Consider the following 25508-nt stretch of genomic DNA (forward strand, 5'->3'; position numbering starts at 1 on the left):
ATGACTAAAGAAGATTATTTAGCAGGACAAGTTTTACTTATAGACAAGCCATTAGATTGGACGTCTTTTCAGGTGGTAAACAAACTACGTTGGGAAATCCGCCAAGCTTTTAATATTAAAAAAATAAAAGTGGGTCATGCTGGAACTTTAGATCCATTAGCTACTGGATTGCTTGTTATTTGTACTGGTAAAATGACCAAACAAATAGACACCTTTCAAGGTCAAATTAAAGAGTATACAGGAACAATTGTTTTAGGAAGCACAACACCATCATACGATTTAGAAACCGAAATTAACGAGACTTTTAATACTAGCCATATTACCCAAGATTTAATTCACCAAACGACTAAACAGTTTATAGGTGAAATTGACCAATATCCTCCAATATTTTCTGCTTTAAAAAAAGAAGGAAAGCGCCTTTACGAATATGCTAGAGCTGGTGAAACCGTTGAAATTAAATCTAGAAAAATATCAATACAAGAATTTGAAATTACTAACATTGATGGTCTAAACATTTATTTTAGAGTGGTATGCAGTAAAGGGACTTACATACGATCTTTGGCTAACGATTTTGGAAAAGCATTAAATTCCGGTGGACACTTATCTGTTTTACGTCGCACAAAAATTGGTGATTTTGATGTAAAAAATGGGCTTTCGATAGATGATTTTATTAAAAATCTCCCAAAAAAGGACTAAAACACATCTTTTTATACTTTGCAAACGTATATAAATATACTAACAATTAGTTAAAAATCGTTTGTAATACATGCTTTTTAAAAACTCTCATAAAGCGCTAGCTATAACTTTATTAATAACAGGCACATTACTGTTGTCTGTATTAAATGTGACTGTTTTTAAAACAAATACAGCTGTCGCTGAAACAGTGTACGACATAGAGCAAGTTGAAGATATTATTGAAAATTTAGCCGAGCAAACACCAATCAAAAGTGCTAATAAAGCAACTAATAAAGCCTTTAACAGTTCTGAAAACTATAAACACTATGCACAAGCTTACAAACCTATAGCTCCTCCTGAGGATTATACTAATCCAAAATTAGAGACCTATAAAAACGATATCAAAACTGAAAAAACTACGGAAGTAAGTCATGGTAATTCTGCAATCTCTGAAAAGACATTAACTAGTTTTAATAGCGTAAATGAAATACTTAACAAACGGTCTAAAAACAGTAGTGCGAAACAAAGTAATGTTGCCAACACTAACAGCTCCATATACTATTCTTTAAAAGGTCGGACAGATCAATACTTACCAATTCCTGTTTATTTATGTGATGCAGAAGGTAAAATTGTAGTTAATATAACCGTAAATAATAATGGTACTGTTATAGATGCTTATATCAACAATGCATCAACTTCTAATAATGCATGTTTACAAGAACATGCTTTACAATATGCTAAGGAGGCTAAGTTTAATACCTCAACAACATCAAAGCAATTAGGGTCTATTACGTTTCAATTTACCGGAAAATAGATATATTCTCCTTTAAATGTAAAAGAGAATATATATTATTTAACCAATTAAAGCGACTAAGTCCGCTATAACTGTATGACCTTTATCTTTATTATACCATTGTTGCAAGTCTTCTTTAAACTCTGGCGTTAATTTACCATACTTAGCTTTATAGTCATTTACCAATAATGTTGCTGTGCTTGGTCTTGGACCATAGGTAGAAATAACATCTTTAGTAATTGTATCTAAAATAATTAACTTAGCTATAGACCTAGAACCATTAGTTAAAAATTGGTCCATTAACGCTTCGTTATCATCTCTTAATACAACTCTAAAATTGATACCATCGTTTAATTCTGCAATTTTATTAATAACAGGCATTACATGTGCAGCATCTCCACACCAACTTTCTGTAATTATAATCCAAGTTTGATTAAATGTTTTATGTTTAATAGCATCTGCAACACCTTCTCCAATCTTAATCGTTTTATCCCAACGCTTCATGCGCTTACTATTAAGCATTGTATAATTAGCTAAAGCTTCATTAACCTCATGACCTGTGTTTGAATTGTTTTCGACTTTAGTCAAAACCAAATCTCTATATTCAGCATAGCTCATGCTATTATCCAACCCATCCTGTAAAATTTGTTTGATAATTGTATCTTTAAGTGTATCCATAGTACAAAAATACAGCAACTATTATGATTTATAAGTTACTGTTGTTACATTAGTAGAAATTATTAAAACTTCCTTACAATGTTAACTTTAAGAACCTTTAAACCTATTTTATTTGTTGGTTTTTTCAGCTTATTAGCTTGTAAAAGTCTTAATTTGATTCCTAATTATCATATTTTTAAAAATCTATATTTGTTTGATTTAAGACATGTAATAGTGCTTATTTACATGTTAATTGCCATAAAAGAATATCGAAAAACGAAACAAAATGACAAAACATAAATGCGGTTGGTGCGTTGGAGATGATTTATATGAAGCTTATCATGATAAAGAATGGGGAACTCCTGTATATGATGATGCTACACTATTTGAGTTTTTAATCTTAGAAACCTTCCAAGCTGGTCTTAGTTGGATAACTATTTTACGAAAACGCAATAATTTTTTTGATGCATTTGACCAATTTGATTATCAAAAAATAGCTAATTACAATGAAGAAAAAAATCTGAATTATTACAAAATACTGGCATTATTAGAAATAAATTAAAAGTCAATGCCACGATTACTAATGCCCAATTATTTATGGACATCCAAAAAGAGTTTGGTAGTTTTAGAACTTATTTATGGGCTTTTGTAAATAATACACCTATAAAAAATAAAGTAGCACATTATAAAAGTGCACCTGCAAATACTACAATTAGTGATGCCCTAAGTAAAGATTTAAAAAAACGAGGTTTTAAATTTGTTGGATCAACTGTTGTTTACGCATTTATGCAAGCTGTAGGTATGGTTAATGACCATGAGGTCGCTTGTTTTAGATACCATGAGGTTTAAGTTAAATACTTTAAAAACTGCGCTCTAGAAATATCCATTGCACCTAAACTTTCCAAGTGATTTGTATAAACTTGACAGTCAATAAGCTTATAGTTTGTATTTTGAATAAAACTTATAAACCCTACTTTACTGGCGTTACTTACTTTAGCAAACATGCTTTCTCCACAAAACACACCATTACCTAAGTCTACACCATATAAGCCTCCAACAAGTGTATTATTTAGCCAAACCTCTATAGACTTTGAATAACCTAATTGATGTAATTTGGTATAGGCGTCAATCATACCTTTTGTAATCCAAGTATCATCTTGTCCTGGTCGTTTTGCTGCAGCACAAGCTGTAATAACAGCGTTAAAATCTTTATTAACAGTGACCACAAAATCTGTGTTACGCAGGATTTGCTTCATGCTTTTAGACACTTTTAAATCTTTTGGAAACAATACAAATCTGGGATCTGGAGACCACCACATTATAGTGTTATCATCTTCAAACCAAGGAAAAATGCCTTTTTGATACGCAGTTAACAATCGGTTTGCACTTAAATCTCCACCAACAGCTAAAAGACCATCTTCTGTGGCTTTATCAACTTCAGGAAACACATGATTATTATTTAAAAATTCCATTTTTAATCAATTAGTTTAAAATATTAAAGTAAGAAATTGAATTAGAAAACCTTATTACAAACTGTCTTTACTTACAAAAAACACTAATATTTAATTTTATAACATTAATTACCAACGTTTTATCTTCTAATTAATTTATTTTTCAGATATTTATGTAGTCTTTATATTGATAATTAGTTTTCCACTGTTTTTAAAGTTTATAACTAAAGGCTAATAAAATCCACTATTTTAAAAAGTCTTGTTTAATTACAAGACTTTTTTTATAAAAAAACCTCAAAACAAAAGTCTTGAGGTTTTTTATATCTAGTACAACAACTAATTTTAATAAAGTTATTGTTTAAAGACTGACTATTACTTAAAATGGTAAATCGTCGTGATCTTCATCTTTTACATTATTTGCTGGTTCAAAAGCTTGTGCTGGTGGTACTTCTGGCATCCCTTGAGGTGCTGCTCCAGCTTGTACGCCTTCAATTCTCCAACCCTGAATAGAGTTAAAATATTTAGTTTCTCCTTGAGGATTAACCCACTCTCTACCACGTAAATTGATGTTTACTTTAACATCTTGCCCTACTTGATAGTTGTTTAATAAATCACATTTATCTTGAACAAACTCTACTAAAATATGTTGAGGATATTGCTCTTCTGTAGTTACTACTAATTCTCTTTTTCTAAATCCGTTGCTACCAAAACTTTGAGTTTCTCCTACTAGCTTAACTTTACCTTGTACTTCCATTTTCTATATAATTATTAAATATTCGTCTAATTAAATATCGTAAACTTACGATAACAACACTTTCCAAGCGCTTTCCACATCACTAAAACTTAAAAAGTCTTTTGCTTTTTTATGTTTTTGTTCAGTCGACAAAGAACTTAAATTATGTTGGTTTTTAAAAGCCTGAATGCTATTTTCCTCAGGTAAGTTTTCAACATTCCCCAAAAGCCCCAAATCATTTCCTGTTAAAACAGCACTTTCTCTAACTGCTTTTGGTAAAGCATCAACACCTATACCAAGGGTTGACAACGGTTTTGGAATTTCAAAAAACCCAGATTTTGCTCTGCTATAATAACTACCTCCTGCTCTAGATACTAAATCTAATTTATTTTGGTCAATTGCACCATTTGCATCCAAGACATCTTCAGACACATGCATTTTAACCACTTCACAAATAATTAAATTACCTGCTCCTGCGTTTTCACCAAGATGCACGATCTGGTTAACTTTACATTCCATTTGCACAGGACTTTCTGCTACCCTAAATGGTTTTACCACATCTGATTTTAACATAGTCAGACCTGCTTTTTCAAATTCGTTTATACCTTCAGGATACTCTGTACTACTTAAAGACATTTGCTGTACAATATCGTAGTTGACCACATTAATTACAACCTCTTTAGTCGCTTCTGCATTAACCAATGTATGCTTGATAGTATTATCTCTAACACGTCTTGCTGGCGAAAAAATTAATATTGGTGGATTAGCACTAAACACATTAAAAAAACTAAAAGGCGATAAATTAGGTTTTCCGTCTGCATCTATTGTACTAGCAAAAGCTATTGGTCTAGGTGCAACAGCACTAAGTAAATAGCCATGTAATTTAGCTGTAGAGAATTCTTGTGGTGTAAATGATAACATAAAGGAGTATTATTTACTACAAAAATACACAATCTGACGGTCAACTAAAAGGCAATTAGTAACCAACCTCCACAATAATATTAACAGAATTGCATTATATTAACACCAAAAACTAACAATCATGTTTTTTACAAAACATCGTCAGCTTATACGCTGGATAATTATTATTGCTTCATTTGCTATTATCTCTTTAATACTATGGAATACGTATGTGTTTTTTCAAAAATTTAAAGCAGAAGAACGCAGAAAAATGCAAACATGGTCCTATGCACAAAGTGATTTTTTAAATAGCTTTAGAAACGGGTTGGATGGCGAAGTAAACAATGTCACAACATTTATTATAACAGATTCCACCTCTACAACTCCAATGATTTTAGTATCTCCTAAAGGAGAAATAAGCAGCTTTAATAATTTAGATACTTTAGGAATAAAAAATGTTGATGCTTTTTTAAGAAAAAGTCAATTACAGTTTGAAGAAGAAAACCATCCTATTGCATTATCCTATTATAATAACAAAACTAATAGCGATGAGTCCCTTGGTATGCTATACTACGGAAACTCGCCACTTTTAAATAAACTAAAATATTATCCATTAGCGCTATTATTAATTATTGTCTTATTTGGAGCAGTGGTTTACTTTTTTTATCGTAGCTCTAAAATTGCAACTCAAAATAAATTATGGTCAGGAATGGCTAAAGAAACCGCACATCAAATCGGGACGCCTTTATCATCATTAATTGGTTGGACCGAAATTTTAAAAGGTGAAAACACTAATCCTGAATACATAAAAGAAATAGAAAAAGACATTAGTCGCTTACAAACAATCACAGAGCGATTTAGCAAAATAGGATCGCTTCCAACACTGAATAAGGTTGATATTGTTGCTGAAACCAAAGACGCTTATGACTATTTAAAAACAAGATCTTCAAGACTAATAAATTTTGATATCACTTTACCAGAACACCCTATATACGTTAATTTAAATACCCAATTATATGGTTGGACTATTGAAAATTTAGTTAAAAATGCTATAGATGCCATGAAGGGAAAAGGTGATTTGCATGTCAGTATCACACAGTTAGAACAACGTGTAAAAATAACTGTAACAGATACAGGAAAAGGAATAAGTAAAAACGAATTTAGTACTATCTTTGAGCCTGGTTATACAACTAAAAAACGTGGTTGGGGACTTGGCTTATCATTGGCAAAACGAATTGTAGAAGACTTTCATAATGGTCGTATAAAAGTTTTGCACTCTGAAAAAGGAAAAGGAACAACTATGCAGATTAGCCTAAAAACAATATAAATGTCTGATAGATTACTAACAATAAATACTGTTGATTTAAATAATAATTGCCCTGAATGCTTTAGCACTAAAGGACTGCAATTAACGTTTAAACAACGTTTTATTGAAACTTCTTTTTATAAAAGCATTACACAAGAGGTAAGTACGGAAATGAATTGCATTGTTTGTAATACTAAAATCTATCCAGCTCGTTGGACGGATGACATTGAGCGCGTTTATGACTACCAGATGAAAGCTTTCCAGCCTAAAAAATCATCTAAAAAGTACAAAAGTCTGTTTTGGATTTTGATTGGTGCAGCTACCCTTTTAATAGCTGCAATACTAAGCGTTTTAGTTTACCAATTATAAATTAGCAGCGATTGCTTTTGCTAAAGCTTCAAAATCTTCCTTTTGTAAAGACACTTTATTAATAAACCTTGCGTCTTCCATTGTATTTAATGGTATTAAATGTACATGTACATGTGGTACTTCTAAACCAATTACACTTACACCAACACGTTTACAAGGCACAGCTTTTTCTAAAGCTATTGCTACTTTTCTGGAAAATAGCATTAAAGCAGTGTATGTTGCTTCATCTAAATCAAAAAGTTTATTTACTTCTTTTTTAGGAATACATAAGGTATGTCCTTTAGCATTAGGATTAACATCTAAGAAGGCTAAAAAATCTTCAGTCTCGGCTACTTTATAACACGGAATTTCTCCGTTTACTATTTTTGTAAAAATGGATGACATATAGGTTTCGGTTTAGAAACTAAAGATAAAAAAAGATTCCTGCTAACCTGAAATTTGTTTCAGAATAAACAGGAATCTTCAAAAAATTTACATTTTTATATATTTCCGCTTTAGCGTTATTATTTAAATGAATAATTACCTACTAATTTCGACAATATCAAATTTAATAATACCACTTGGTACTTGTATTTCGGCAACGTCACCAACTGATTTACCTAATAAACCTTTACCTATTGGGCTGTTTACAGATATTTTACCTGAGGCTAAATCTGCTTCGCCATCTGCTACTAAAGTATAATTCATTTCCATACCATTGGTTTGGTTTTTGATTTTTACTTTAGATAGGACTAATATTTTAGAGGTGTCCATTTGTGACTCGTCAATAACACGTGCTCCAGCCATTTGATCTTCTAGCTTCGCGATACGCATTTCTAGCATACCTTGCGCTTCCTTGGCTGCATCATACTCGGCATTTTCACTTAAATCACCTTTATCTCTTGCTTCTGCTATTGCTCTAGAGGCCTTAACGCGCTCCACATCCTTAAGCTGCTTAAGCTCGTCACGCAATTTTTTTAACCCTTCTGCTGTATAATAAGATACTTTACTCATATTTTTTTCGTTTAAATAAAAAGACGCTAAAACAATTTAGCGTTAAACACAAAAATCTCGTCGACACGAGATTTTGTCTTACAAATATACAAAATATTTAACTCAACATTGTAATTGTTGTAAATTGCAATCCTAAAAAATTATTAAATTTATATGTTAAGGTCTTTAACTACAATAATATTATGCTTTGTGCTAATAACGTCATGTCAAAAAAACGATGATGCTGATAACAGCAATAATTTTATACCAAATATTAATTTTGACACTTTTAATTCCATAAACACAACTTTACCACAATATAATGACTTGCAGTTTCCTGGTGGTAGTATTGTTATCAATGGTTTTGGGTATAATGGCATTGTCATTTATTACACAGGTAACACTTATTATGCTTTTGAAATTACAGATCCTAATCACGTCCCTTCAGACTGCTCTTTACTAACTGTTGAAAGTGGTATTGCAACTTGTAATTGCGATGATGGTAATAGTTATAGCGTTGCTGGTGGAGGTGTTCCTTTTGATGGCACTAATGGACAATATAGTTTAAAACCTTACTTTGTAGAGGTTAATGGAGATGTTATTAGAGTTTACAATAACTAAAAAAGCACCTCTAAATTAGAGATGCTTTTAAAGGGTTGTTGTAAAAATTATTGGTTAAAATTTTAAGGTTACACCTGCTAAAAAGTTAGTGGTTGCTTGTGGGTAGTAAAAATTTTCTGTGATTGGTGCATCATTAGAGTTTTCTGGTCTATAAAAATAGCTATACGTATAACCATTAGATACATATTTATTATTAAACACATTGTTAACCAATACATTAAAAGCGATTTCTTTAATCCAAGTTGGTTTGATACGATAAGACACATTTAAGTTGTTTACAAAATAGCCATCCATACTTTTACTATCACTTGACGTGTTGTCTAAATATTGTTGCCCAACATACTTAGATAATAAAGCGATGTTAGCATTTTTAATTGGCGAGTAGGTTAATGTGCTACCAAATATTACGTTTGGCGAAAATGAGATATCTGTATCATTATAAGTTGTCACAACAGCATCATAAGATACTGTATCAAATGTGCTAGGATCATACTGCGTGTCATAAACGACATAATCAAACGCTTTAATTTTATTTTGACTAAAAGTTGCATTAGCATCAATCCTAAATTGATCCGATAATTTATATCCTGTTTGTATCTCGATACCAGCTCTGTAACTATCTGCTACATTTTGTCTGATTGGATCACCAACATCATCTAAATCTCCTGTTAACACTAATTGATCTTTATAATCCATATAGTATAAATTAGCGTTTAGGTAAAACTTAGAATTTTGTAATTTATAACCAAACTCAAAATCATGTAACTGTTCCGATACTGGCTTGATTGGATTTTTTGTTAAATCGTCACGATTTGGCTCTCTGTTACCTACAGCGTAAGATCCATATACATTACTATTATTGTTAATCCTGTAGGTTAATCCCATTTTTGGATTGAAAAAATTATACGTTTCTTTTACATTAATATCTAGTAAGTCTGAGCTTGTCCCAACAGACTCATAATCAACCGTTCTATATTGTAAATCTAGTAATGCAAATAAATTTGAATTGATATTATACTCGGCTTTTAAGTACGTATTAAAATCTTGCTTATCTCCATAACTAAAATAATAATTGCTTCTTACAGGTATTGGTGTTTCAAAAGAATCCCAAATAACTTCACCAAAGTGATCCCCTTTATAAGAATTATATCCACCACCTAAATATAAATTTAACTTATCCTTTTTATAATTAAGTGAATATACAATTGCTGTAAAATTATTATCTAACCAACGTCTTCTAATAACATCTCCTTCGTCTGAAGCATTTGCATTATTTGGGAAATAGTCACCTAATTCCTCACCATCTTTATATTGTTCATAATAACCTTTACCTGTTGTAAAATTACCAGAAATATTAGCAGAAAAATTAGAGTTAAATTGGTGAGAAGCATGTAATTGATAATGTGTTTGTTGATAGCTATCAATTTCATTATCATATGTGTAGTAGTTATATGTTCTTCCTGAATTTAATAAATTTTCAGCTTCTGCATCACTTGGATAATTTCTATCAATAAAAGCCTGAATTCCTTCTAAATCGTTATTAACAACTGCTTCTGGTGTTCCATACCAAGACTGGTAAGTCTCTTCTTTTCCTCCAAATACAATAGCTTTTATGGATGTTTTTTCGTTAACAAAACCAGCTTCTGTATAATAACTATTTAAGTCTGCTCTAGCTCTATCAATATATCCATCACTTTGTATATTAGATAATCTAGCTTCAGCATAAAAATTATTTTTAATTCCAGAACCAATACTAATATTATGCTTTCTAGTTCCAAAACTACCAACAGCATTTGTTGTTGTAGCGTAACCTTCAGTAGATGGATTAAGTGTTTTTAAGTTTAAGCTAGCTCCAAAAGCACCAGATCCATTGGTAGATGTTCCAACACCACGCTGTAATTGAATATCCTCAACAGAACTTACAAAATCAGGCATATTAACCCAGAATGTCCCTTGACTTTCTTGGTCATTGTAAGGTATTCCGTTGATAGTAACATTGACACGTGTCGCATCACTACCTCTAACTCTAATCCCTGTATAACCAACACCTGCTCCTGCATCACTTGTTGTTACTACGGATGGTAATTGATCTAATAATACTGGCAAATCCTGACCAAGATTTATAGATTCTAACTCTTCTTTTGTGATGTTTGAAAAAGCTACTGGCGTTTTATCCTTTGCTCTAGTAGCAGATAGTAAGACTTCATCAAGTTTTGTGATTTTTGTTGAGTCCGACTCAACTGTTTTTTTGTCTTGTGCGTTAACACTGACCGATAACACTAATAGTGTTAAAAAAGAAATAAATTTTTCATTACGATTAAATTACTAATCGAATAAAAAGAGGTAATTATTCTTAATTGTTATTAATTAAATTTTGCAATACATAGACTCTCTATATATTACATAGCAACACAAAAAATGTGTTTCAAATTTCCTAAACAGCATTACCTGTTCTAGGTTCAATGGGTATGATCTCAGCCGATATAGGCACCCCTTTTTTGAGAACGCTGCAAAGGTAGATTAGAATTTTGATTTATGAAATATGATTCTTGATTTTTTTTGAAAGAATAATCTACGCAATAATTAATATTGTTAAAATACAATTAAGACACATATAATAAGCTACTCTATTTTTGGTTTTTTCCGACTAGCTTTAATATCTGAATTGTGTTTTTTGTTTTTTAAGCGTTTACGAATTACTGCTCTTGGGATTTTGGTTGGTTTACGCTCTGGATTTACTTGTAAAGCTTGTTGTAAAATAGCAATTGCACGTTTTATAATAATCCCTTTATTTTTTAATTGACTTCTAGTGTCTCCACATTGCAATAATAATACCTGATCTTTAGTTAGCCTAGTTGCTAATTTTGATATAATACGCTCTTTTTGGTCGCTTGTAAGTACTACGGAATCATTTATAGAAAAACTTAACTCTACTTTAGTAGCAACTTTATTGACATGCTGACCACCACTACCAGAACTTCTGATAGCTTTAAGGTTAAATTCTTTTTCTAAAGCTTGTTTGTCTAACACGTTATGAGACTTGATGTGTTGGTTTTAATAAGTCATTAACCGTTTTTACTGGATTGAAGGTAACTAAAGGTACTTCAACAAAAATAGTGTTCCAATTAGACATACTTCCGTTCCAAAGTCCTGGCAACTCTAACGCTTTAATATCTTTACCCACTTTTGTTTTCATAGTAATAAAAGCTGTTTGGTGGTCAACAAATTTTTGAAGATCATACGTTTCGCCTTTATAATTTTTTATACTACAAACGATGTCTACAGGGTTAAAATGCGTCGCTTTTTTTAAGATGTTTTTTTGCTCTTTATCCTTTTTGTTAATTTGAGCAGATTCCACTATTTGCAAAGACAGATTTGCGCCTTCATCTTTAACCCAAAATGGACCTCCTCCTGGCTCTCCTTCGTTTTCAACCATACCACAAATACGGATTGGTCTGTCTAGTTTATTTTTTAAATAATCTATTTGATAGGCTGTAGAATATTTTTCAAATTCAGGAGAAATTACAACATTCATTTTACAAATCAAAAACTCTGCGATTTCAACTATATCATCATGCGACAATTGTTTTGTATCTAAATCTTTAGCATACTTAAACGCTTGCTTTTTTATATTAATCAATAAACCTGCTAGCATTTTTTTAGACTTAGCGACTTCTTCTTCATATTTATAAACTACAACATTATCAATGTTTTTAATAAAAATAATGTCGGCATCAAAGTCGTTTAAGTTTTCAAGTAAAGCACCATGACCAGATGGTCTAAAATATAGCTCGTGATTGTCCTCTCTAACAATTTCATTTTTTGCTGAAACTGCTATTGTATCTGTAGATTCTTTTTGATAAGAAAAAGAAATATCAAATTTAGTATTGGTTTTACTTTCAACTATTTGCTGAATTCTAGTAAACTCAGCATCAAACTTTTCTTTATGTTTTTCTGAAATAGTAAAATGAAGAGAAGCTTTACCTTTTGAGGTCGCGTACAATGCAGCCTCAAATAAATGCTCCTCAAAAGCGCTGGCTAAATGGTCTTTATATTTATGAAACGGTAATAATCCTTTTGGAAAAGCACTAAACGCTAATTGATCATCGTTTAAAATAGCTTTGATAAACGCAACCAATTTTTCATCGTTTGATAATTTATTATAGTTTTTGTTTTGTGACTTTAAATAGGTTATTACTAAATTATAAAAAGGTAGTTTTTCTAACCCAATAAAAAATAAAGATAATTCTGAAGCCTTAAATTTATTTACATAAGCATTTATACTTTGCTTTTTAGGCTTAAAATCCTTGATAAAATCAAATAAAAATTTAAACATCCTGGTCGCTGCTCCAGAAGCAGGAACAAATTTGACAATTTTGAGTGCTTCTTTTTGAGCATCATAAACCTTTATTAAACCCGATTTCTCTTGCTCAGAAAACTTAAGTATTCCGTCTTCAATAGTTGCTGCTCTTTCTAAATTAATAAAGGGTAATCCTGTTTTAAGCAACTGTAATTGTTGCTCTACCTTTTTAAGTGTTAATCCTTTTTTTCTATGAAAATTTTATCTGAACTATTAAACTGCATCATTATGTTTTGCTAATAATAAATCTATATGTTTTATGGCTAATTGTAATCTTGTTTTCTTATCTCCTTTTAATAATACATAAGGTCTATTATATTTTATTAATGTAGATTTAAACGTTTCAAACATTGCTTCTCTTTCTTCAGGCTTGTCCCTTAAATCATCTGCTTCCCAAGGTGTATCAATATACGTTAAAAAGTATAAATCATAAGTGTTTTTTACAGCATATTTTTCTAAAATTGGATCGCAAGTCCCAGAGTAATAGGTTTCAGAGTATACTTTAGTCTCTAATAAATCAGTATCACAAATCAGTACAGAATCTGTTTTTTTTGCCAAATGGTTTTCCATACTCATTTGACCAATAGCTATTGGAAGTAAATCGTGAGTTTCGCAGGTTTTACGCTCGTTATTCCATTTATTTTGTAAATAATCTCTAGCGTATTCGGGTACCCAAACGGAATGATAATGCCTAGCTAATTGTTGAGATAACGTCGTTTTTCCAGTAGATTCTGGTCCAAACAAAACTATTTTTACACAGTTTGCAGGTTGCTGTTCAAGTGTTTTTTCCATTGTAAATAACCAAATATTGCAATTACTGTAAATCCTAAATACTGAAAAGAAGTAAACGTAAATCCTTTATAAAAATATAAAGGAACAGAGATAATGTCTCCAATAATCCAGTAAATCCAGTTTTCAATTTTACGTCTAGCCATCAACCACATACCAACAAAAAATATTGCAGTAGTAATGGTATCAACATATGCTACCCAACTAGTCCACTTATCAAATGTTTTATAAACTGCAAACACAAATAACATAGTTGCTAGAAAAATAATTACACTTAATTTTTTTCCTTTTTTGTGGTAACAGATATAGGTGTAACGTGTTGATCGTCCACTTTTCTTGTCCATATATACCAACCATAAACACTCATTACAAAATAATAAGCGTTAATCATCATATCGCCTAACAAACCCCATTTTAATAATAAATACACAAAAATTAAGGTACTTATCATACCTGTAGGAAACACCCAAATTTTATTTTGTTTAGAAAACAATACAGATAAAAAACCAAAAATTACAGCAATAATCTCTAAAACCACATCTGTTGTTTCGTATTCAAAATATTGTCCAAAAAGGAAATCAAAAATGTGGCTCATAATCGCTTCTGTCTGTTTTTACAACTTTCATAGTTAGTACACATATGTCTTGATTTTCAAACGAAGCTTTAATCTTTTCGTTTAAAAAAGGCATCAACTGGTCAAATTCGCCAAAAACCTGAGTACTTAATGGGTTTTCTAAAACCGTAAAATCAGAGTCACGTAAAGCTTTAATAAAATCAATAACATGCTGCTCATAATTATTACTTAATGGTGACAAAGTTAAATCTACCGATATTTTCATGGTTTATAGTTTTAATTCTTCAAAAAAGTCATGGTTTTCTTCAAAAGCAGTACCAATTACTACTAAATCTGCTCCTGCACTATAAGCGTTATCCAATTGTTGTTTGCTTCTAATACCACCTCCAACTATTAAAGGGATAATTAAATCTTGCTTCACAAACGTAATCATTTGTAATGGCACAGGATGTAATGCTCCACTTCCAGCTTCTAAGTAAATAATTTTTTTACCCATTAATTCACCAGCTTTTGCTGTATCAGCAACTAAAGTATGCAGAGCAGTTGGGATCGGTTTAGTTTCTGTTACTTTTTGAACCGCAGTTTCTTTTCCATTTTCAATCAAAATATAACCAGTTGGAATAACCTCCAAGTCGGTGTTTTTTAAAATAGAAACCGCTTCAATTTGTTTTTCGATTAAATATTTAGGGTTTCGACCAGAAATTAAGGACAAAAACAAGATAGCGTCGGCATCCTTTGATATTTGCGTTACATCACCAGGAAATAGCACAATAGGTAATTTAGTTAGTGGTTTTAAAGCAGCTACTAATTTTTGCGTCACCTCCAACTCAACTGTACTACCACCAACAAAAACATGTGTTATTACAGAGTGATTAATTTTATTGGCAAATTGCGATAATGATTTAATATCAAATTTATCAGGATCAATTAGTATAGCTAATAATTTTTCTTGTTTCGCTTTCGCGGAAAGTATGTCGTTGTAAACACTCATTATTCTATAACATAAGCACAAGTAAAACCTTCAAACTCTAAATAATTGGCAGTATAACGTTTTTTTAAACCCTTATAATCTATCCAACAAACCGTTTGCTCATCAATTATAGAAAACGGAATTACCAAAAAATGTTCCCTAAACAACATACCTGGAGTAGCAAACAATTTGTATAAAGATTCCTTAATTCCCCAAATAACAGTTAGTTTATTAATATAATCAGAAGCTTCTTTATCCAAATATTCAAACTCATACGCCACAAACTTTTTAGCAATAACTGCTATTTTTTGGCGCTGTCTTTCTATATCTATACCAACTTCGGTATCGCTAATAATAACGCCAGAAAACGTAAAACTATGGGTTATAGATATATACTTTCCATCCTTTAAATGTGGTTTACCATTCGCGTCATAAAATAAATCATGATCGTTATAACCAAAAGCATTAAGCAAGTGTCTAACACTTAAAAAACCACGTTGATGCAGCTCACTTTTCATACCTAAGACACGATTTAAACTCTCTGGTTTTAAATCTAATCCATTGATTAATTGGTCATAAGACTCTTCAATCTTCCAGATTTTAACAGTAGTTTGTGAATTTGGAGTAAGGGTTTTATATAGAGGCATTTAATATTCTAAATTCTATTAGTTATCTTTGCAAAGCCTAAGGCTAATTATGCATTTTAGTTAAGCGAATTTAACCATTTTAAGTGCTAATTCCCAAAGGTGTTTCATTTATAAAATAAAGAGAGAAATAATATGAGTACAAAAAACGTTGCTTACGTGCCTAATAAGGTAAAAGACATGTCGCTTGCGGCTTGGGGAAGAAAAGAAATTAATTTAGCCGAAGCAGAAATGCCAGGTTTAATGAGTTTACGTGAAGAATACAAAAACGAACAACCTTTAAAAGGAGCACGTATTGCTGGATGTTTACACATGACTATCCAAACTGCTGTTTTAATTGAAACTTTACAAGCTTTAGGAGCAGAAGTTACTTGGAGCTCTTGTAACATTTTCTCTACACAAGACCAAGCTGCTGCTGCAATCGCAGATGCAGGTACTGCTGTGTACGCTTGGAAAGACATGACTGAAGAAGAATTTGATTGGTGTATCGAGCAAACCTTATTTTTTGGAGAAGACCGTAAGCCATTAAACATGATTTTAGATGATGGTGGAGATTTAACTAACATGGTTTTAGACAAATACCCAGAATTATCTGCAGGAATTAAAGGATTATCTGAAGAAACTACAACAGGAGTACATAGATTATACGAGCGTGTTAAAAACGGTACATTAACAATGCCAGCAATTAACGTAAACGACTCTGTAACTAAATCTAAATTTGACAACAAATACGGTTGTAAAGAGTCTGCAGTAGACGCAATACGTCGTGCAACAGACATTATGTTAGCAGGTAAACGTGTAACTGTTTGTGGTTATGGAGACGTTGGTAAAGGTACAGCTGCCTCTTTTAAAGGTGCTGGAAGTATTGTAACAGTAACAGAAATTGACCCAATTTGTGCATTACAAGCAGCAATGGACGGTTTTGAAGTTAAAAAACTAGAAACAGTTGTTGGTAATTCTGATATAATCATTACAACTACAGGTAACAAAGACATTGTACGTGCAGAGCATTTTGAAGCAATGAAAGACAAAGTAATCGTAGCAAACATTGGTCACTTTGATAACGAAATCCAAGTAGGATGGTTAAACAAAAACCATGGTCATACTAAAGACACAATCAAACCTCAGGTTGACAAATACAACATTGATGGTAAAGACATTATCTTACTTGCCGAAGGACGTTTAGTTAACTTAGGTTGCGCAACAGGACACCCTAGTTTTGTAATGTCTAACTCATTTACAAACCAAACTTTAGCACAAATCGAACTTTGGAAAAATAGCGATAATTACGAAAACGACGTATATATGTTACCAAAACATTTAGACGAAAAAGTAGCTAAATTACATTTAGAAAAAATTGGTGTAGAGCTAACAGAATTAGCAGATTACCAAGCTGATTATATTGGTGTTAAAGTTGAAGGACCATACAAGCCAGAACATTACAGATACTAATCAAAGCGTCATTGTAAGTCACTTTTTAGTGGTCTAACAATCACAAACTTTATAATTACATATTAAATCCCAAGCAGCAATGTTTGGGATTTTTTTTGTTTTATGGCAATTTGTTTTTGGAAAAAAACCAAAAACAACCACGCTTTCCGTTATATCTTTTTCTCGTGCCTCAAAAAAGGATGCCACTACAATCCTTATTGCAAACTAATCCGCAAAAACATAGTTCTTCTAGTAAAATGGTTTAACTTTTGTAAAGTCATGTTCGTTTTAAGTATCTTCACAAGACAAAAACTAGACCATGTCCATACAAAAACTTACTACAGCCATAAATAATTTAGAACATCACATAATAAATCACGACCAATCAAACCCTAAAGTATCTAAAAGCAATATAGCTTGGCATATAGACCACAGTCTTAAAGTAATAAACAACGTAAGTATTGCTACCAATACATCAGACCCAAAACAATTTAAAAATAACTTTACACTTTTAGGAAAAGTCTTTTTTATATTAGGCTTTTTCCCCAGAGGAAAAGCAAAAGCGCCAAAACATGTACTACCACCAGAAACTATTACTAAAGCAGATTTACTACAACAAATTACATTAGCAAAATCTAATATTGCTACACTAACAAACTTAGACAAAAACGCCTATTTTAAACATCCTTTATTTGGACACATAAATACCAAACGTGTACCCAGATTTTTACTAATGCACACCAACCATCATTTAAAAATTATAAACGACATACTAAAACAACAAAAAACCCTTTCTAAATAAATAGAAAGGGTTTTAATTTTTTAGGAAATAAAATTATTAAGCTTGGAAAGGCTCAATAGAAACGTAAGACTTGTTGTCTCTTTTCTTTGTAAATTTTACTAAACCATCAACTTTAGCGTGTAAAGTGTGATCTTTTCCTTGGTATACATTTTCACCTGGGTGATGTGTATTACCACGTTGTCTTATGATAATGTTTCCAGCAATAGCAGCTTGTCCACCAAAAATCTTAACGCCTAAACGTTTTGATTCTGATTCTCTACCATTCTTCGAACTACCAACCCCTTTTTTGTGAGCCATGATCTTAAGTGTTTAAATTGTTATACTTAAAGTGATTTAGCAATTACGCTTTACCACCATCTAATTCGTCTTGCCATTTCTTTAACTCATCCCACTTACCATCAGCAGCTAATTGAGCTTGTGCTGGCCATGTGTCAGTTACGTGATTACCACGTACACCTGCGATAATTTCAGAAATTTTAGCTGCATCAGTTTTAGCTAATTCAGCAAAAGTAGCGATTCCTGCTTCAACTAATGTTTCAGCAATTTTTGGTCCAATACCTTCAACTTTTTTCAAGTCGTCAGCTTTTCCTGATGCTTTAGCAGCCTTTTTAGGTGCAGCTTTAGCTTCTACTTTTTTAGTTTCTTTTTTTGGAGCAGCTTTTTCAGCTTTCGCTGCTGGCTTAGCTCCTGAAGCTACTATACTTTCAATTACGATTTCAGTTAAGGCTTGTCTGTGTCCGTTTTTCTTACGGTAACCTTTTCTTCTTTTCTTCTTGAAAACAATAACTTTATCACCTTGAAGGTGCTTTAAGACTTTTGCACTTACTTGTGCTCCGCCTATAGCTGGGGCGCCTACAGTTATGTTAGAACCATCTGCAATTAAAAGGACATTGTCAAAAGACACTGCTTCTCCTTCTTCTGTTGCTAAACGGTTAACAAAAACTTTTTGGTCTTTTTCAACTTTAAATTGATGCCCTGCTATCTCTACAATTGCGTACATAGCGTAACGTTTTTATTAATTAGTTTATATAAAATAATCTCATTTTCCTTAGAAAACGGATGCAAATATACTTCTAATTAATTAATCTACAAACCTTTTATTGTTTTTGAGGCATATTTCTGCTATTTTTAAATAGTTGCATACAAGTAAGTGTAATAACTACTGTTGTTGCAAATCCCATAATCGCAACAACAAAAGCAACCAAGCCAATCTGTACATTATAGTCGCTTTTAAAAACGGTTAATAATTTCTTCAAAAATTCAGTATCAACTTCTGTAGCATAAAAGGTAAAAAATACTGTAAATAAAATCGCTGCTATAAAACCTGCAATGATACCTACGGTAAAACCGCCTGTGTAACTAAACTTATCAGCTTGTTGTAATTTATAATACTTTATAGTTTCATAAATACCAAAACCTGTTATTACACCATTAAATAAACTAAAAAAAGGATTAGTATGTAAATTAAACAAAGACAGGATTAAAAAAAGGCAATTAAACATGCGCTTATAACTAACCCAAATCTTATAGGAAGGGAAATATTTTTCATATTAATTTATGGTTTTTGGTTAATAATCCCTTTAAATTTCGTGAAAATTGAATCAAATTTTTATAATTTGATGTTAATTTTCAATAAATTAAGCAGTAATACATGGTTGTATTGTTATTTTTGTTAAAACTGTTGTAACAAAAACATACAACAGTATACTAATACTTAAACTGATAAATTAAATAATCAAACACATGAAAAAAAGTTTATTCTCATTAGCTGCTTTGCTTTTAGCTGGTTTTTCTGCTACAGCACAAGAAGTTAACTACGAAGAGTATGATTTAGACAATGGTTTACACGTTATCTTACATCAAGACAACTCTGCTCCTGTAGTAACTACCTCTGTAATGTACCATGTTGGTGCAAAAGACGAACAGCCAGATCGTACAGGTATGGCTCACTTTTTTGAACACCTTTTATTTGAAGGTACTGAAAACATCGATCGTGGTGAATGGTTTAAAATTGTAACTTCTCAAGGAGGAAGTAATAACGCAAACACAACTGACGACAGAACGTATTATTACGAAGTTTTCCCTTCTAATAGCCTAGAATTAGGATTATGGATGGAATCTGAGCGTTTAATGCACCCAATTATTAACCAGATTGGTGTGGACACTCAAAATGAAGTTGTAAAAGAAGAAAAACGTTTACGTGTAGACAATTCTCCTTATGGTAAATTTATCGAAAATGTTAAACTTAACATCTTCAAAAAACACCCTTATAAAGGAACAACTATTGGAAAAATGGAGCATTTAGATGCTGCTTCTTTAGAAGAGTTTCAAGCGTTTAATAAAAAATTCTACGTACCAAATAACGCTGTATTAGTTGTTGCTGGTGATATAGATATTGCCTCTACAAAAAAGATGATTAAAGACTATTTTGGACCAATACCAAGAGGAGAAGATATAGTTAGAAATTTCCCTAAAGAGGACCCAATTACTGAGACTATTAAAGCAACAGCTTACGACGATAACATACAAATCCCTGCAATTATTGCTGCTTACAGAACACCAGCAATGACAGATAGAGATGCTTATGTGTTAGATATGTTATCTAGTTATTTAAGTTCTGGTAAAACATCTAAATTGTATAAAAAAATTGTTGATGACAAAAAAATGGCTGTACAAGTTGGTGCTTTTAACCAAAGTCAAGAAGATTACGGGACATACATTATCTACGGTTTACCTTTAGGTGAAAATACTTTAGATGGTTTATTAGCCGAAATTGATGAAGAATTAGTTAAGGTACAAACTGAATTAATGTCTGAAAGAGATTACCAAAAACTTCAAAACCAATTTGAAAACAATTTTGTAAGTTCAAATTCAAGCATTTCTGGTGTAGCAAACTCATTAGCTCGCTACTATATGCTTTATAAGGATATTAGTTTAATTAACAACGAAATTAAAATCTACAGATCTATTACTAGAGAAGAGATTCAAAATGTTGCTAAAAAATATTTAAATCCTAACCAACGTGTTGTTTTAGAATATTTACCAAGTAAAGACGAAAAATAAAAAAGAAATTTCAATAGATATGAAAACAAAAATAACAGCCTTATTAGCGGTATTGTTTATATCAATTTCGGCAACAGCCCAAATAGACAGATCTAAACAACCAGAACCAGGTCCTGCTCCAACCATTACTTTAGAAGTCCCTGGAGAGTTTGAACTAAAAAATGGACTTAAAGTTTTAATTGTTGAAAACCATAAGCTTCCAAGAGTATCATACGCTTTAACTATAGATAACCAACCAATTACAGAAGGTGATAAAGCAGGTGTATCTGCAATGTTAGGTGCCATGTTAGGAAACGGTACAACTAACATCCCGAAAGATGTTTTTAATGAAGAGATTGACTTTTTAGGAGCAAGCCTTGGGTTTAGTTCTGATGGAGCATATGCTAGTGGTTTATCTAAATATTCTGAACGTATTATGGAATTAATGGCAGATGCAGCTATGAATCCATTATTTTCTCAAGAAGAATTTGATAAAGAAAAAGCACTTATTCTAGAAGGTTTAAAAAACAACGAGAAAAGTGTAGATGCTGTAGCAGGTCGTGTAGGAAGCGCATTATCTTATGGAAATAACCACCCTTACGGAGAATATATTACTGAAGAAACTGTAAATAATATTACAATTGATAATGTTAGAGCATTTTACCAAAAATATTTCAACCCAAACAATGCATACTTAGTAATTATTGGTGATGTAGATTTTAAGACAGTTGAAAAGCAAGTTAAAAAATACTTCAAAAAATGGGATAAGGGAATCGATTTTACAACAAATCTAGTTACTCCTAATCCAAACTTAGCAAGCACGCAAATCAATTTTGTAGACATGCCAAACGCTGTACAATCAAACATATCATTAACTAATAACGTAACGTTAGAAATGAATGATCCTGATTACCATGCAGTATTAATCGCTAATAAAATTTTAGGTGGTGGTTTTAACAGCTACTTAAACATGAATTTACGTGAAGCAAACGGTTGGACTTATGGAGCACGTTCTAGTATTGGTGCATCTCGTTTTGGCGCGTCAAGATTTACAGCTGGAGCTGAAGTAAGAAACACTGTTACTGATAGTGCAGTTGTAGAGACTTTAAAAGAAATTAAAAGAATAAAATCAGAACCTGTTACTGCTGAAGCATTAGCCAATGCAAAAGCGAAGTATGTTGGAGATTTTGTTTTAGCTTTAGAAAGCCCTCAGACAATTGCTAGATACGCATTAAGCATTAAACTTAATAAATTACCATCTGACTTTTATAAAACGTATTTATCTAAAATAAATGCAGTGACTATAGAGGATGTACAACGTGTGGCTAACAAATACTTTAAGCCAGAAAATGCACGTATAATTATAGTTGGAAAAGGTAGTGATGTAATCCCTGGATTAGAAAAAACAGGAGTACCAATTAAGTACTTTGACAAGTTTGCAAATCCAGTTGAGAAACCAGAATTTTCTAAACCAATTCCTGATGGCGTAACTGCTAAAACGGTAATAGACAACTATATTACAGCTATTGGAGGAACCAACAATATTAACATGGTAAACTCTGTAAAAATGGATGGTGATTTTGTTATCCAAGGAGCTCCACCATTGACAGTAGAAATAAAGAAAACTAAAGACAATAAAGAGTCTATGGAAGTTGCTATGCAAGGTATGGTAATGATGAAGTCTAAATGGAACGGTACAGCTGGTTACAGAGAGCAACAAGGTCAAAAAATGCCTTTATCAGACACTGAAGTATCAGACAAAAAAGCTGAAGCTGGAATGTTTCCAGAAACAGCATATGATATGGCTAATGTAACATTAGTAAGTATTGTTAATATTGATGGCACAGATAGCTACAAAGTAAAAGTAATGAAAGGTGACGATGCGTCTTACCGTTATTATGATGTTGAATCAAACTTGTTAGTTCAAGAAGAAAGCACAACTAAAGCGCAAGGACAAGAAGTTACTACAACAGTAAAGTATGATAACTACTCTGAAGTAAACGGAGTAAAATTTCCTTACGCACAGACTATCATAGCTGGACCACAAACAATGTCTATGAATATTAAAAATGTAAAAGTAAACGAAGAAGTTACTGATGCAGATTTTAACTAATATACATTACAGTTAGACTAAAAATCCGAAGCTTAAACGTTTCGGATTTTTTTGCTTTTCTATTAGCTAAATACACACCAATTAAAATAATTAAAGTCCCAATAATTTGTGTCACACTAAAACTTTCTCCATCCATCAAGCCCCAAACTAAAGCAACAATTGGCATAATATAAGTCACAGAAGACGCAAATACAGGAGTAGACATTTGCACCAAAGTGTTAAACAATACTTTAGCCAAAGCAGTCCCAAAAAAGGACAAAATAACAACGTAACCAATTGCATTTGTAAAATCTGAATTACTAAAGTTTGCCACATTAAAAAAGTCTGCAAAAATTAAAACAACTAAAGCAGGTATAAAAATAACAACATAATTACCTACAGCTATTGCCAAAGGTTTTACCTCTTGTAAATAGCGCTTGATAATGTTAACATTTATGGCGTACATAACCGTAGACGCTATTACAAATCCTGCATACCAATAATTTTGATTTGGGTTTAAATCTGCACCTTCTAAGATCAAAATAGACGTACCTACAAACCCTATTATTACACCAAACACCTGCTTAGTAGAGCTAGCAATTTTAAACACAGCAGCACCAATTAAAACAGTATTTAAAGGCACCAAACTATTTAAAACAGACACAACTGCACTATCTATTTGGGTTTCGGCAATTGCAAAGAAAAACGCAGGAATAAAAGACCCTAAAAAGCCCGAAATCGCAATCCATTTCCAATCCGTTTTTTTAATTAAACGTATCTTTTTATAACCTGCCATAAACAAAAACAACCCTGTTATTAAAGTACGCAAAGCACCTAATTGATAAGCATTTAAACCTAACAAAGCCTTCTTTATTAAAATAAAAGACGTTCCCCAAATAAGAGACAAAACAAGTAAATACACCCATTTTTTAGTATTATTATTTTGCATAGCTAAAATTTACGGTACAAAAATCCAATATAAAAAGCAATAAAGCATATTATTTAGTAATTTTGTAACTATTAAACAATAATAAAATTTTATTAAAATGAAATCATTTAAACATATACTAGTACTAGTTGCAATAACAGTATTAACATTTAGTTGTAAAAACGAAGCTGAGCCAGAAGTTATGACATCACCTTCTGCTACAGAAACTACAGAAGTAACAAAAAAAGCAGAAATTAATCCCAATGCTAAGTTAGCTAAAGCTGAATTTAAAATCGAAGGTATGACTTGCGCAATGGGTTGTGCAAAAACTATTGAGAAAAAAATGGCTAAAATGGAAGGTGTAAAATCTGCAATTGTAGATTTTGATCGCGAATTAGCAATGGTAGAATATGATGAAGCATTAGTAACTCCTGCATCATTAGAAACTACTGTTACAAGTGTTGCTGACACCTATAAAGTAAAAGACATGCATACAGTAGATGCTTTTTCTACCGCAAAAAAAGAATGCACATTGAAGTGTAAAGAAGATTGCACTAAAAAAGACTGTAAAGATTGTGCTGCAAAAACTGCAGAATGCAAGAAAAAATGTGCTAACAAAACTGAAGCCGAAAAATTAGCTTGTGCTAAAGATTGCAAAAAAGCATGTTGTACAGACGCTAAAAAAGCTTAACAATTATTACCTTATTTAAATATGAAAGCCTTGAAAATTCAAGGCTTTTTTTATTCTTATTTTTTTTGTGATTTAAGGATGTGTTTAAATAATCAAAATTACTTCCATTGGACACTTTCCATTATACGCTTAATATCTTTTTGAAGATAATTAGCAGCAGGTAATATCGAGTCATAATTAGGCTTAGCATAAAAATATAATGACCCAGTTAAAAAATGATTTATACTATCCGTTATATAAAACTGAGATTGTGATGCTGCATTACCACCAACTTCATAAAACATTCCATACACTTTATTCACAGGGTTTTCCCAAACAACCTCTTCAATAGCATCTGCTTTTTTGGTATGTTCTTGAGTAAAATTTTGAGCATTTTTAAGATACTTAACTAAGCGCTCTTTACCATCTATTGCTTTATAAGTTAGATATATGGTTCCTTTTAATTTTTTATACTCAATATTAAGTCCAAAACTTTTTACATCATCTTGTAAAGGCTTATATATTATGGTATCACTTTGCATGTTTCGATCAAAAGCAAAAGGCAAGTCTTGATTATACATTTTATAATCTGCCTGAGGATACTCTAACCTTAAATACCCTTTTGGCTTTGGTATTGGGTCGTTTCCACAACTTGTTAGTGTTACAAAGGTTAAAAGGAAGATTATTAAATGTCTCATGTTGTAATATTACTTAGGCAATAATAATTAG

28 protein-coding genes and 2 pseudogenes are annotated in these 25508 nt (G+C 31.7%); 11 read left to right on the top strand and 19 right to left on the bottom strand.

Annotated elements, in window-relative coordinates:
* Together truB and AC0L3M_RS10690 are read left to right on the top strand one after the other, a co-directional pair.
* A complete protein-coding gene (gene truB / locus AC0L3M_RS10685) occupies window positions 1-696 on the top strand; it encodes a tRNA pseudouridine(55) synthase TruB (protein ID WP_473430729.1) in 696 nt (231 codons plus the stop codon).
* Window positions 697-766: 70 nt separating this feature from the next.
* Window positions 767-1489, top strand: coding sequence for an energy transducer TonB family protein (locus tag AC0L3M_RS10690; RefSeq protein ID WP_473430730.1), 723 nt, complete (start codon window positions 767-769; stop codon window positions 1487-1489).
* A gap of 39 nt (window positions 1490-1528) precedes the next feature.
* On the opposite strand, the gene AC0L3M_RS10695 is transcribed toward AC0L3M_RS10690, so the two are convergent.
* The gene (locus AC0L3M_RS10695) at window positions 1529-2146 is read right to left on the bottom strand and encodes a thioredoxin family protein (protein WP_473430731.1); all 618 of its coding nucleotides are present in this window, start codon (window positions 2144-2146) and stop codon (window positions 1529-1531) included.
* A gap of 265 nt (window positions 2147-2411) precedes the next feature.
* Here AC0L3M_RS10695 and AC0L3M_RS10700 point away from each other — a divergent pair.
* A pseudogene (locus AC0L3M_RS10700) lies at window positions 2412-2974 on the top strand (DNA-3-methyladenine glycosylase I).
* On the opposite strand, the gene aat reads toward AC0L3M_RS10700, so the two are convergent.
* The 3 genes from aat to AC0L3M_RS10715 form a co-directional block, all read right to left on the bottom strand.
* Window positions 2971-3597: a leucyl/phenylalanyl-tRNA--protein transferase gene (gene aat / locus AC0L3M_RS10705; protein WP_473430732.1), complete on the bottom strand. Its 627-nt coding sequence runs from the start codon at window positions 3595-3597 to the stop codon at window positions 2971-2973. The pseudogene AC0L3M_RS10700 and the gene aat overlap by 4 nt on opposite strands.
* Before the next feature lie 355 nt (window positions 3598-3952).
* Entirely contained in the window at window positions 3953-4330 is a 378-nt protein-coding gene (locus AC0L3M_RS10710; RefSeq protein WP_145004194.1) for a DUF3127 domain-containing protein, read from the bottom strand.
* 45 nt (window positions 4331-4375) lie between these two features.
* A complete protein-coding gene (locus AC0L3M_RS10715) occupies window positions 4376-5230 on the bottom strand; it encodes a flavin reductase family protein (protein ID WP_473430733.1) in 855 nt (284 codons plus the stop codon).
* 121 nt (window positions 5231-5351) lie between these two features.
* On the opposite strand from AC0L3M_RS10715, the gene AC0L3M_RS10720 reads away from it, so the two are divergent.
* Window positions 5352-6536, top strand: a complete 1185-nt coding sequence (locus tag AC0L3M_RS10720) for a sensor histidine kinase (protein WP_292948078.1) — start codon at window positions 5352-5354, stop codon at window positions 6534-6536.
* Window positions 6537-6884 carry a hypothetical protein gene (locus AC0L3M_RS10725; RefSeq protein WP_145004201.1) on the top strand — a complete coding sequence of 116 codons (348 nt, stop codon included), beginning with the start codon at window positions 6537-6539 and terminating at the stop codon, window positions 6882-6884.
* On the opposite strand, the gene AC0L3M_RS10730 is transcribed toward AC0L3M_RS10725, so the two are convergent.
* Together AC0L3M_RS10730 and greA are read right to left on the bottom strand one after the other, a co-directional pair.
* Window positions 6879-7268, bottom strand: coding sequence for an HIT family protein (locus AC0L3M_RS10730; RefSeq protein WP_292948079.1), 390 nt, complete (start codon window positions 7266-7268; stop codon window positions 6879-6881). The genes AC0L3M_RS10725 and AC0L3M_RS10730 overlap by 6 nt on opposite strands.
* A 135-nt stretch (window positions 7269-7403) precedes the next feature.
* Window positions 7404-7877, bottom strand: a complete 474-nt coding sequence (greA, locus tag AC0L3M_RS10735; protein ID WP_145004207.1) for a transcription elongation factor GreA — start codon at window positions 7875-7877, stop codon at window positions 7404-7406.
* A gap of 189 nt (window positions 7878-8066) precedes the next feature.
* Here greA and AC0L3M_RS10740 point away from each other — a divergent pair, with 189 nt between their 5' ends.
* Window positions 8067-8477: a hypothetical protein gene (locus AC0L3M_RS10740; RefSeq protein ID WP_473430734.1), complete on the top strand. Its 411-nt coding sequence runs from the start codon at window positions 8067-8069 to the stop codon at window positions 8475-8477.
* Window positions 8478-8531: 54 nt separating this feature from the next.
* Here the strand turns inward: AC0L3M_RS10740 and AC0L3M_RS10745 are convergent, their stop codons facing one another.
* The 8 genes and pseudogenes from AC0L3M_RS10745 to AC0L3M_RS10780 all read right to left on the bottom strand — a co-directional run bounded on the left by AC0L3M_RS10745 (window position 8532) and on the right by AC0L3M_RS10780 (window position 15817).
* Complete coding sequence (locus AC0L3M_RS10745) at window positions 8532-10757, bottom strand: TonB-dependent receptor (RefSeq protein WP_473430735.1); 2226 nt, start codon at window positions 10755-10757, stop codon at window positions 8532-8534.
* Between the two features lie 342 nt (window positions 10758-11099).
* Window positions 11100-11507 carry an alternative ribosome rescue aminoacyl-tRNA hydrolase ArfB gene (gene arfB, locus AC0L3M_RS10750; protein WP_473430736.1) on the bottom strand — a complete coding sequence of 136 codons (408 nt, stop codon included), beginning with the start codon at window positions 11505-11507 and terminating at the stop codon, window positions 11100-11102.
* Window position 11508: 1 nt separating this feature from the next.
* Window positions 11509-12984 carry a DUF4301 family protein gene (locus tag AC0L3M_RS10755; RefSeq protein ID WP_473430737.1) on the bottom strand — a complete coding sequence of 492 codons (1476 nt, stop codon included), beginning with the start codon at window positions 12982-12984 and terminating at the stop codon, window positions 11509-11511.
* Window positions 12985-13050: 66 nt separating this feature from the next.
* Complete coding sequence (locus AC0L3M_RS10760; protein ID WP_473430738.1) at window positions 13051-13629, bottom strand: AAA family ATPase; 579 nt, start codon at window positions 13627-13629, stop codon at window positions 13051-13053.
* Window positions 13590-14221, bottom strand: a pseudogene (gene pnuC / locus AC0L3M_RS10765) (nicotinamide riboside transporter PnuC). The gene AC0L3M_RS10760 and the pseudogene pnuC overlap by 40 nt, the downstream one beginning before the upstream one ends.
* A complete protein-coding gene (locus AC0L3M_RS10770) occupies window positions 14205-14465 on the bottom strand; it encodes a hypothetical protein (RefSeq protein WP_473430739.1) in 261 nt (86 codons plus the stop codon). Before AC0L3M_RS10770 ends, pnuC begins: the two are co-directional and overlap by 17 nt.
* Before the next feature lie 3 nt (window positions 14466-14468).
* Window positions 14469-15191 (bottom strand): phosphoglycerol geranylgeranyltransferase, encoded by a 723-nt coding sequence (locus AC0L3M_RS10775; protein WP_473430740.1) that lies wholly within the window; start codon window positions 15189-15191, stop codon window positions 14469-14471.
* Window positions 15191-15817 carry a 4'-phosphopantetheinyl transferase family protein gene (locus AC0L3M_RS10780; protein ID WP_473430741.1) on the bottom strand — a complete coding sequence of 209 codons (627 nt, stop codon included), beginning with the start codon at window positions 15815-15817 and terminating at the stop codon, window positions 15191-15193. Before AC0L3M_RS10780 ends, AC0L3M_RS10775 begins: the two co-directional genes overlap by 1 nt.
* 132 nt (window positions 15818-15949) lie before the next feature.
* On the opposite strand from AC0L3M_RS10780, the gene ahcY reads away from it, so the two are divergent.
* Both ahcY and AC0L3M_RS10790 read left to right on the top strand, forming a co-directional pair.
* Complete coding sequence (gene ahcY / locus AC0L3M_RS10785; RefSeq protein ID WP_145004230.1) at window positions 15950-17266, top strand: adenosylhomocysteinase; 1317 nt, start codon at window positions 15950-15952, stop codon at window positions 17264-17266.
* Between the two features lie 298 nt (window positions 17267-17564).
* Window positions 17565-18047, top strand: a complete 483-nt coding sequence (locus AC0L3M_RS10790) for a DUF1569 domain-containing protein (protein WP_473430742.1) — start codon at window positions 17565-17567, stop codon at window positions 18045-18047.
* Between the two features lie 36 nt (window positions 18048-18083).
* On the opposite strand, the gene rpmA is transcribed toward AC0L3M_RS10790, so the two are convergent.
* From rpmA to AC0L3M_RS10805, 3 genes are all read right to left on the bottom strand, one after another.
* Complete coding sequence (rpmA, locus tag AC0L3M_RS10795; RefSeq protein WP_028283192.1) at window positions 18084-18344, bottom strand: 50S ribosomal protein L27; 261 nt, start codon at window positions 18342-18344, stop codon at window positions 18084-18086.
* Window positions 18345-18387: 43 nt separating this feature from the next.
* Window positions 18388-19047 (bottom strand): 50S ribosomal protein L21, encoded by a 660-nt coding sequence (rplU, locus tag AC0L3M_RS10800; RefSeq protein WP_145004235.1) that lies wholly within the window; start codon window positions 19045-19047, stop codon window positions 18388-18390.
* Window positions 19048-19144: 97 nt separating this feature from the next.
* Window positions 19145-19519 carry a DUF4199 family protein gene (locus AC0L3M_RS10805; RefSeq protein WP_473430743.1) on the bottom strand — a complete coding sequence of 125 codons (375 nt, stop codon included), beginning with the start codon at window positions 19517-19519 and terminating at the stop codon, window positions 19145-19147.
* A 271-nt stretch (window positions 19520-19790) separates the two neighbouring features.
* On the opposite strand from AC0L3M_RS10805, the gene AC0L3M_RS10810 reads away from it, so the two are divergent.
* Together AC0L3M_RS10810 and AC0L3M_RS10815 are read left to right on the top strand one after the other, a co-directional pair.
* Complete coding sequence (locus AC0L3M_RS10810) at window positions 19791-21110, top strand: M16 family metallopeptidase (RefSeq protein ID WP_292948089.1); 1320 nt, start codon at window positions 19791-19793, stop codon at window positions 21108-21110.
* 19 nt (window positions 21111-21129) lie between these two features.
* Complete coding sequence (locus AC0L3M_RS10815; RefSeq protein WP_473430744.1) at window positions 21130-23202, top strand: M16 family metallopeptidase; 2073 nt, start codon at window positions 21130-21132, stop codon at window positions 23200-23202.
* On the opposite strand, the gene AC0L3M_RS10820 is transcribed toward AC0L3M_RS10815, so the two are convergent.
* Window positions 23195-24130, bottom strand: a complete 936-nt coding sequence (locus AC0L3M_RS10820; protein WP_473430745.1) for a DMT family transporter — start codon at window positions 24128-24130, stop codon at window positions 23195-23197. The two genes, AC0L3M_RS10815 and AC0L3M_RS10820, sit on opposite strands and share 8 nt — an antisense overlap.
* Before the next feature lie 97 nt (window positions 24131-24227).
* Here AC0L3M_RS10820 and AC0L3M_RS10825 point away from each other — a divergent pair, with 97 nt between their 5' ends.
* Window positions 24228-24800 carry a cation transporter gene (locus AC0L3M_RS10825; RefSeq protein ID WP_473430746.1) on the top strand — a complete coding sequence of 191 codons (573 nt, stop codon included), beginning with the start codon at window positions 24228-24230 and terminating at the stop codon, window positions 24798-24800.
* A gap of 98 nt (window positions 24801-24898) precedes the next feature.
* On the opposite strand, the gene gldD is transcribed toward AC0L3M_RS10825, so the two are convergent.
* Window positions 24899-25477 carry a gliding motility lipoprotein GldD gene (gene gldD, locus AC0L3M_RS10830; RefSeq protein WP_292948093.1) on the bottom strand — a complete coding sequence of 193 codons (579 nt, stop codon included), beginning with the start codon at window positions 25475-25477 and terminating at the stop codon, window positions 24899-24901.
* Window positions 25478-25508 lie beyond the last annotated feature (31 nt).

The organism is Olleya sp. KJ81-1 (assembly GCF_055808135.1).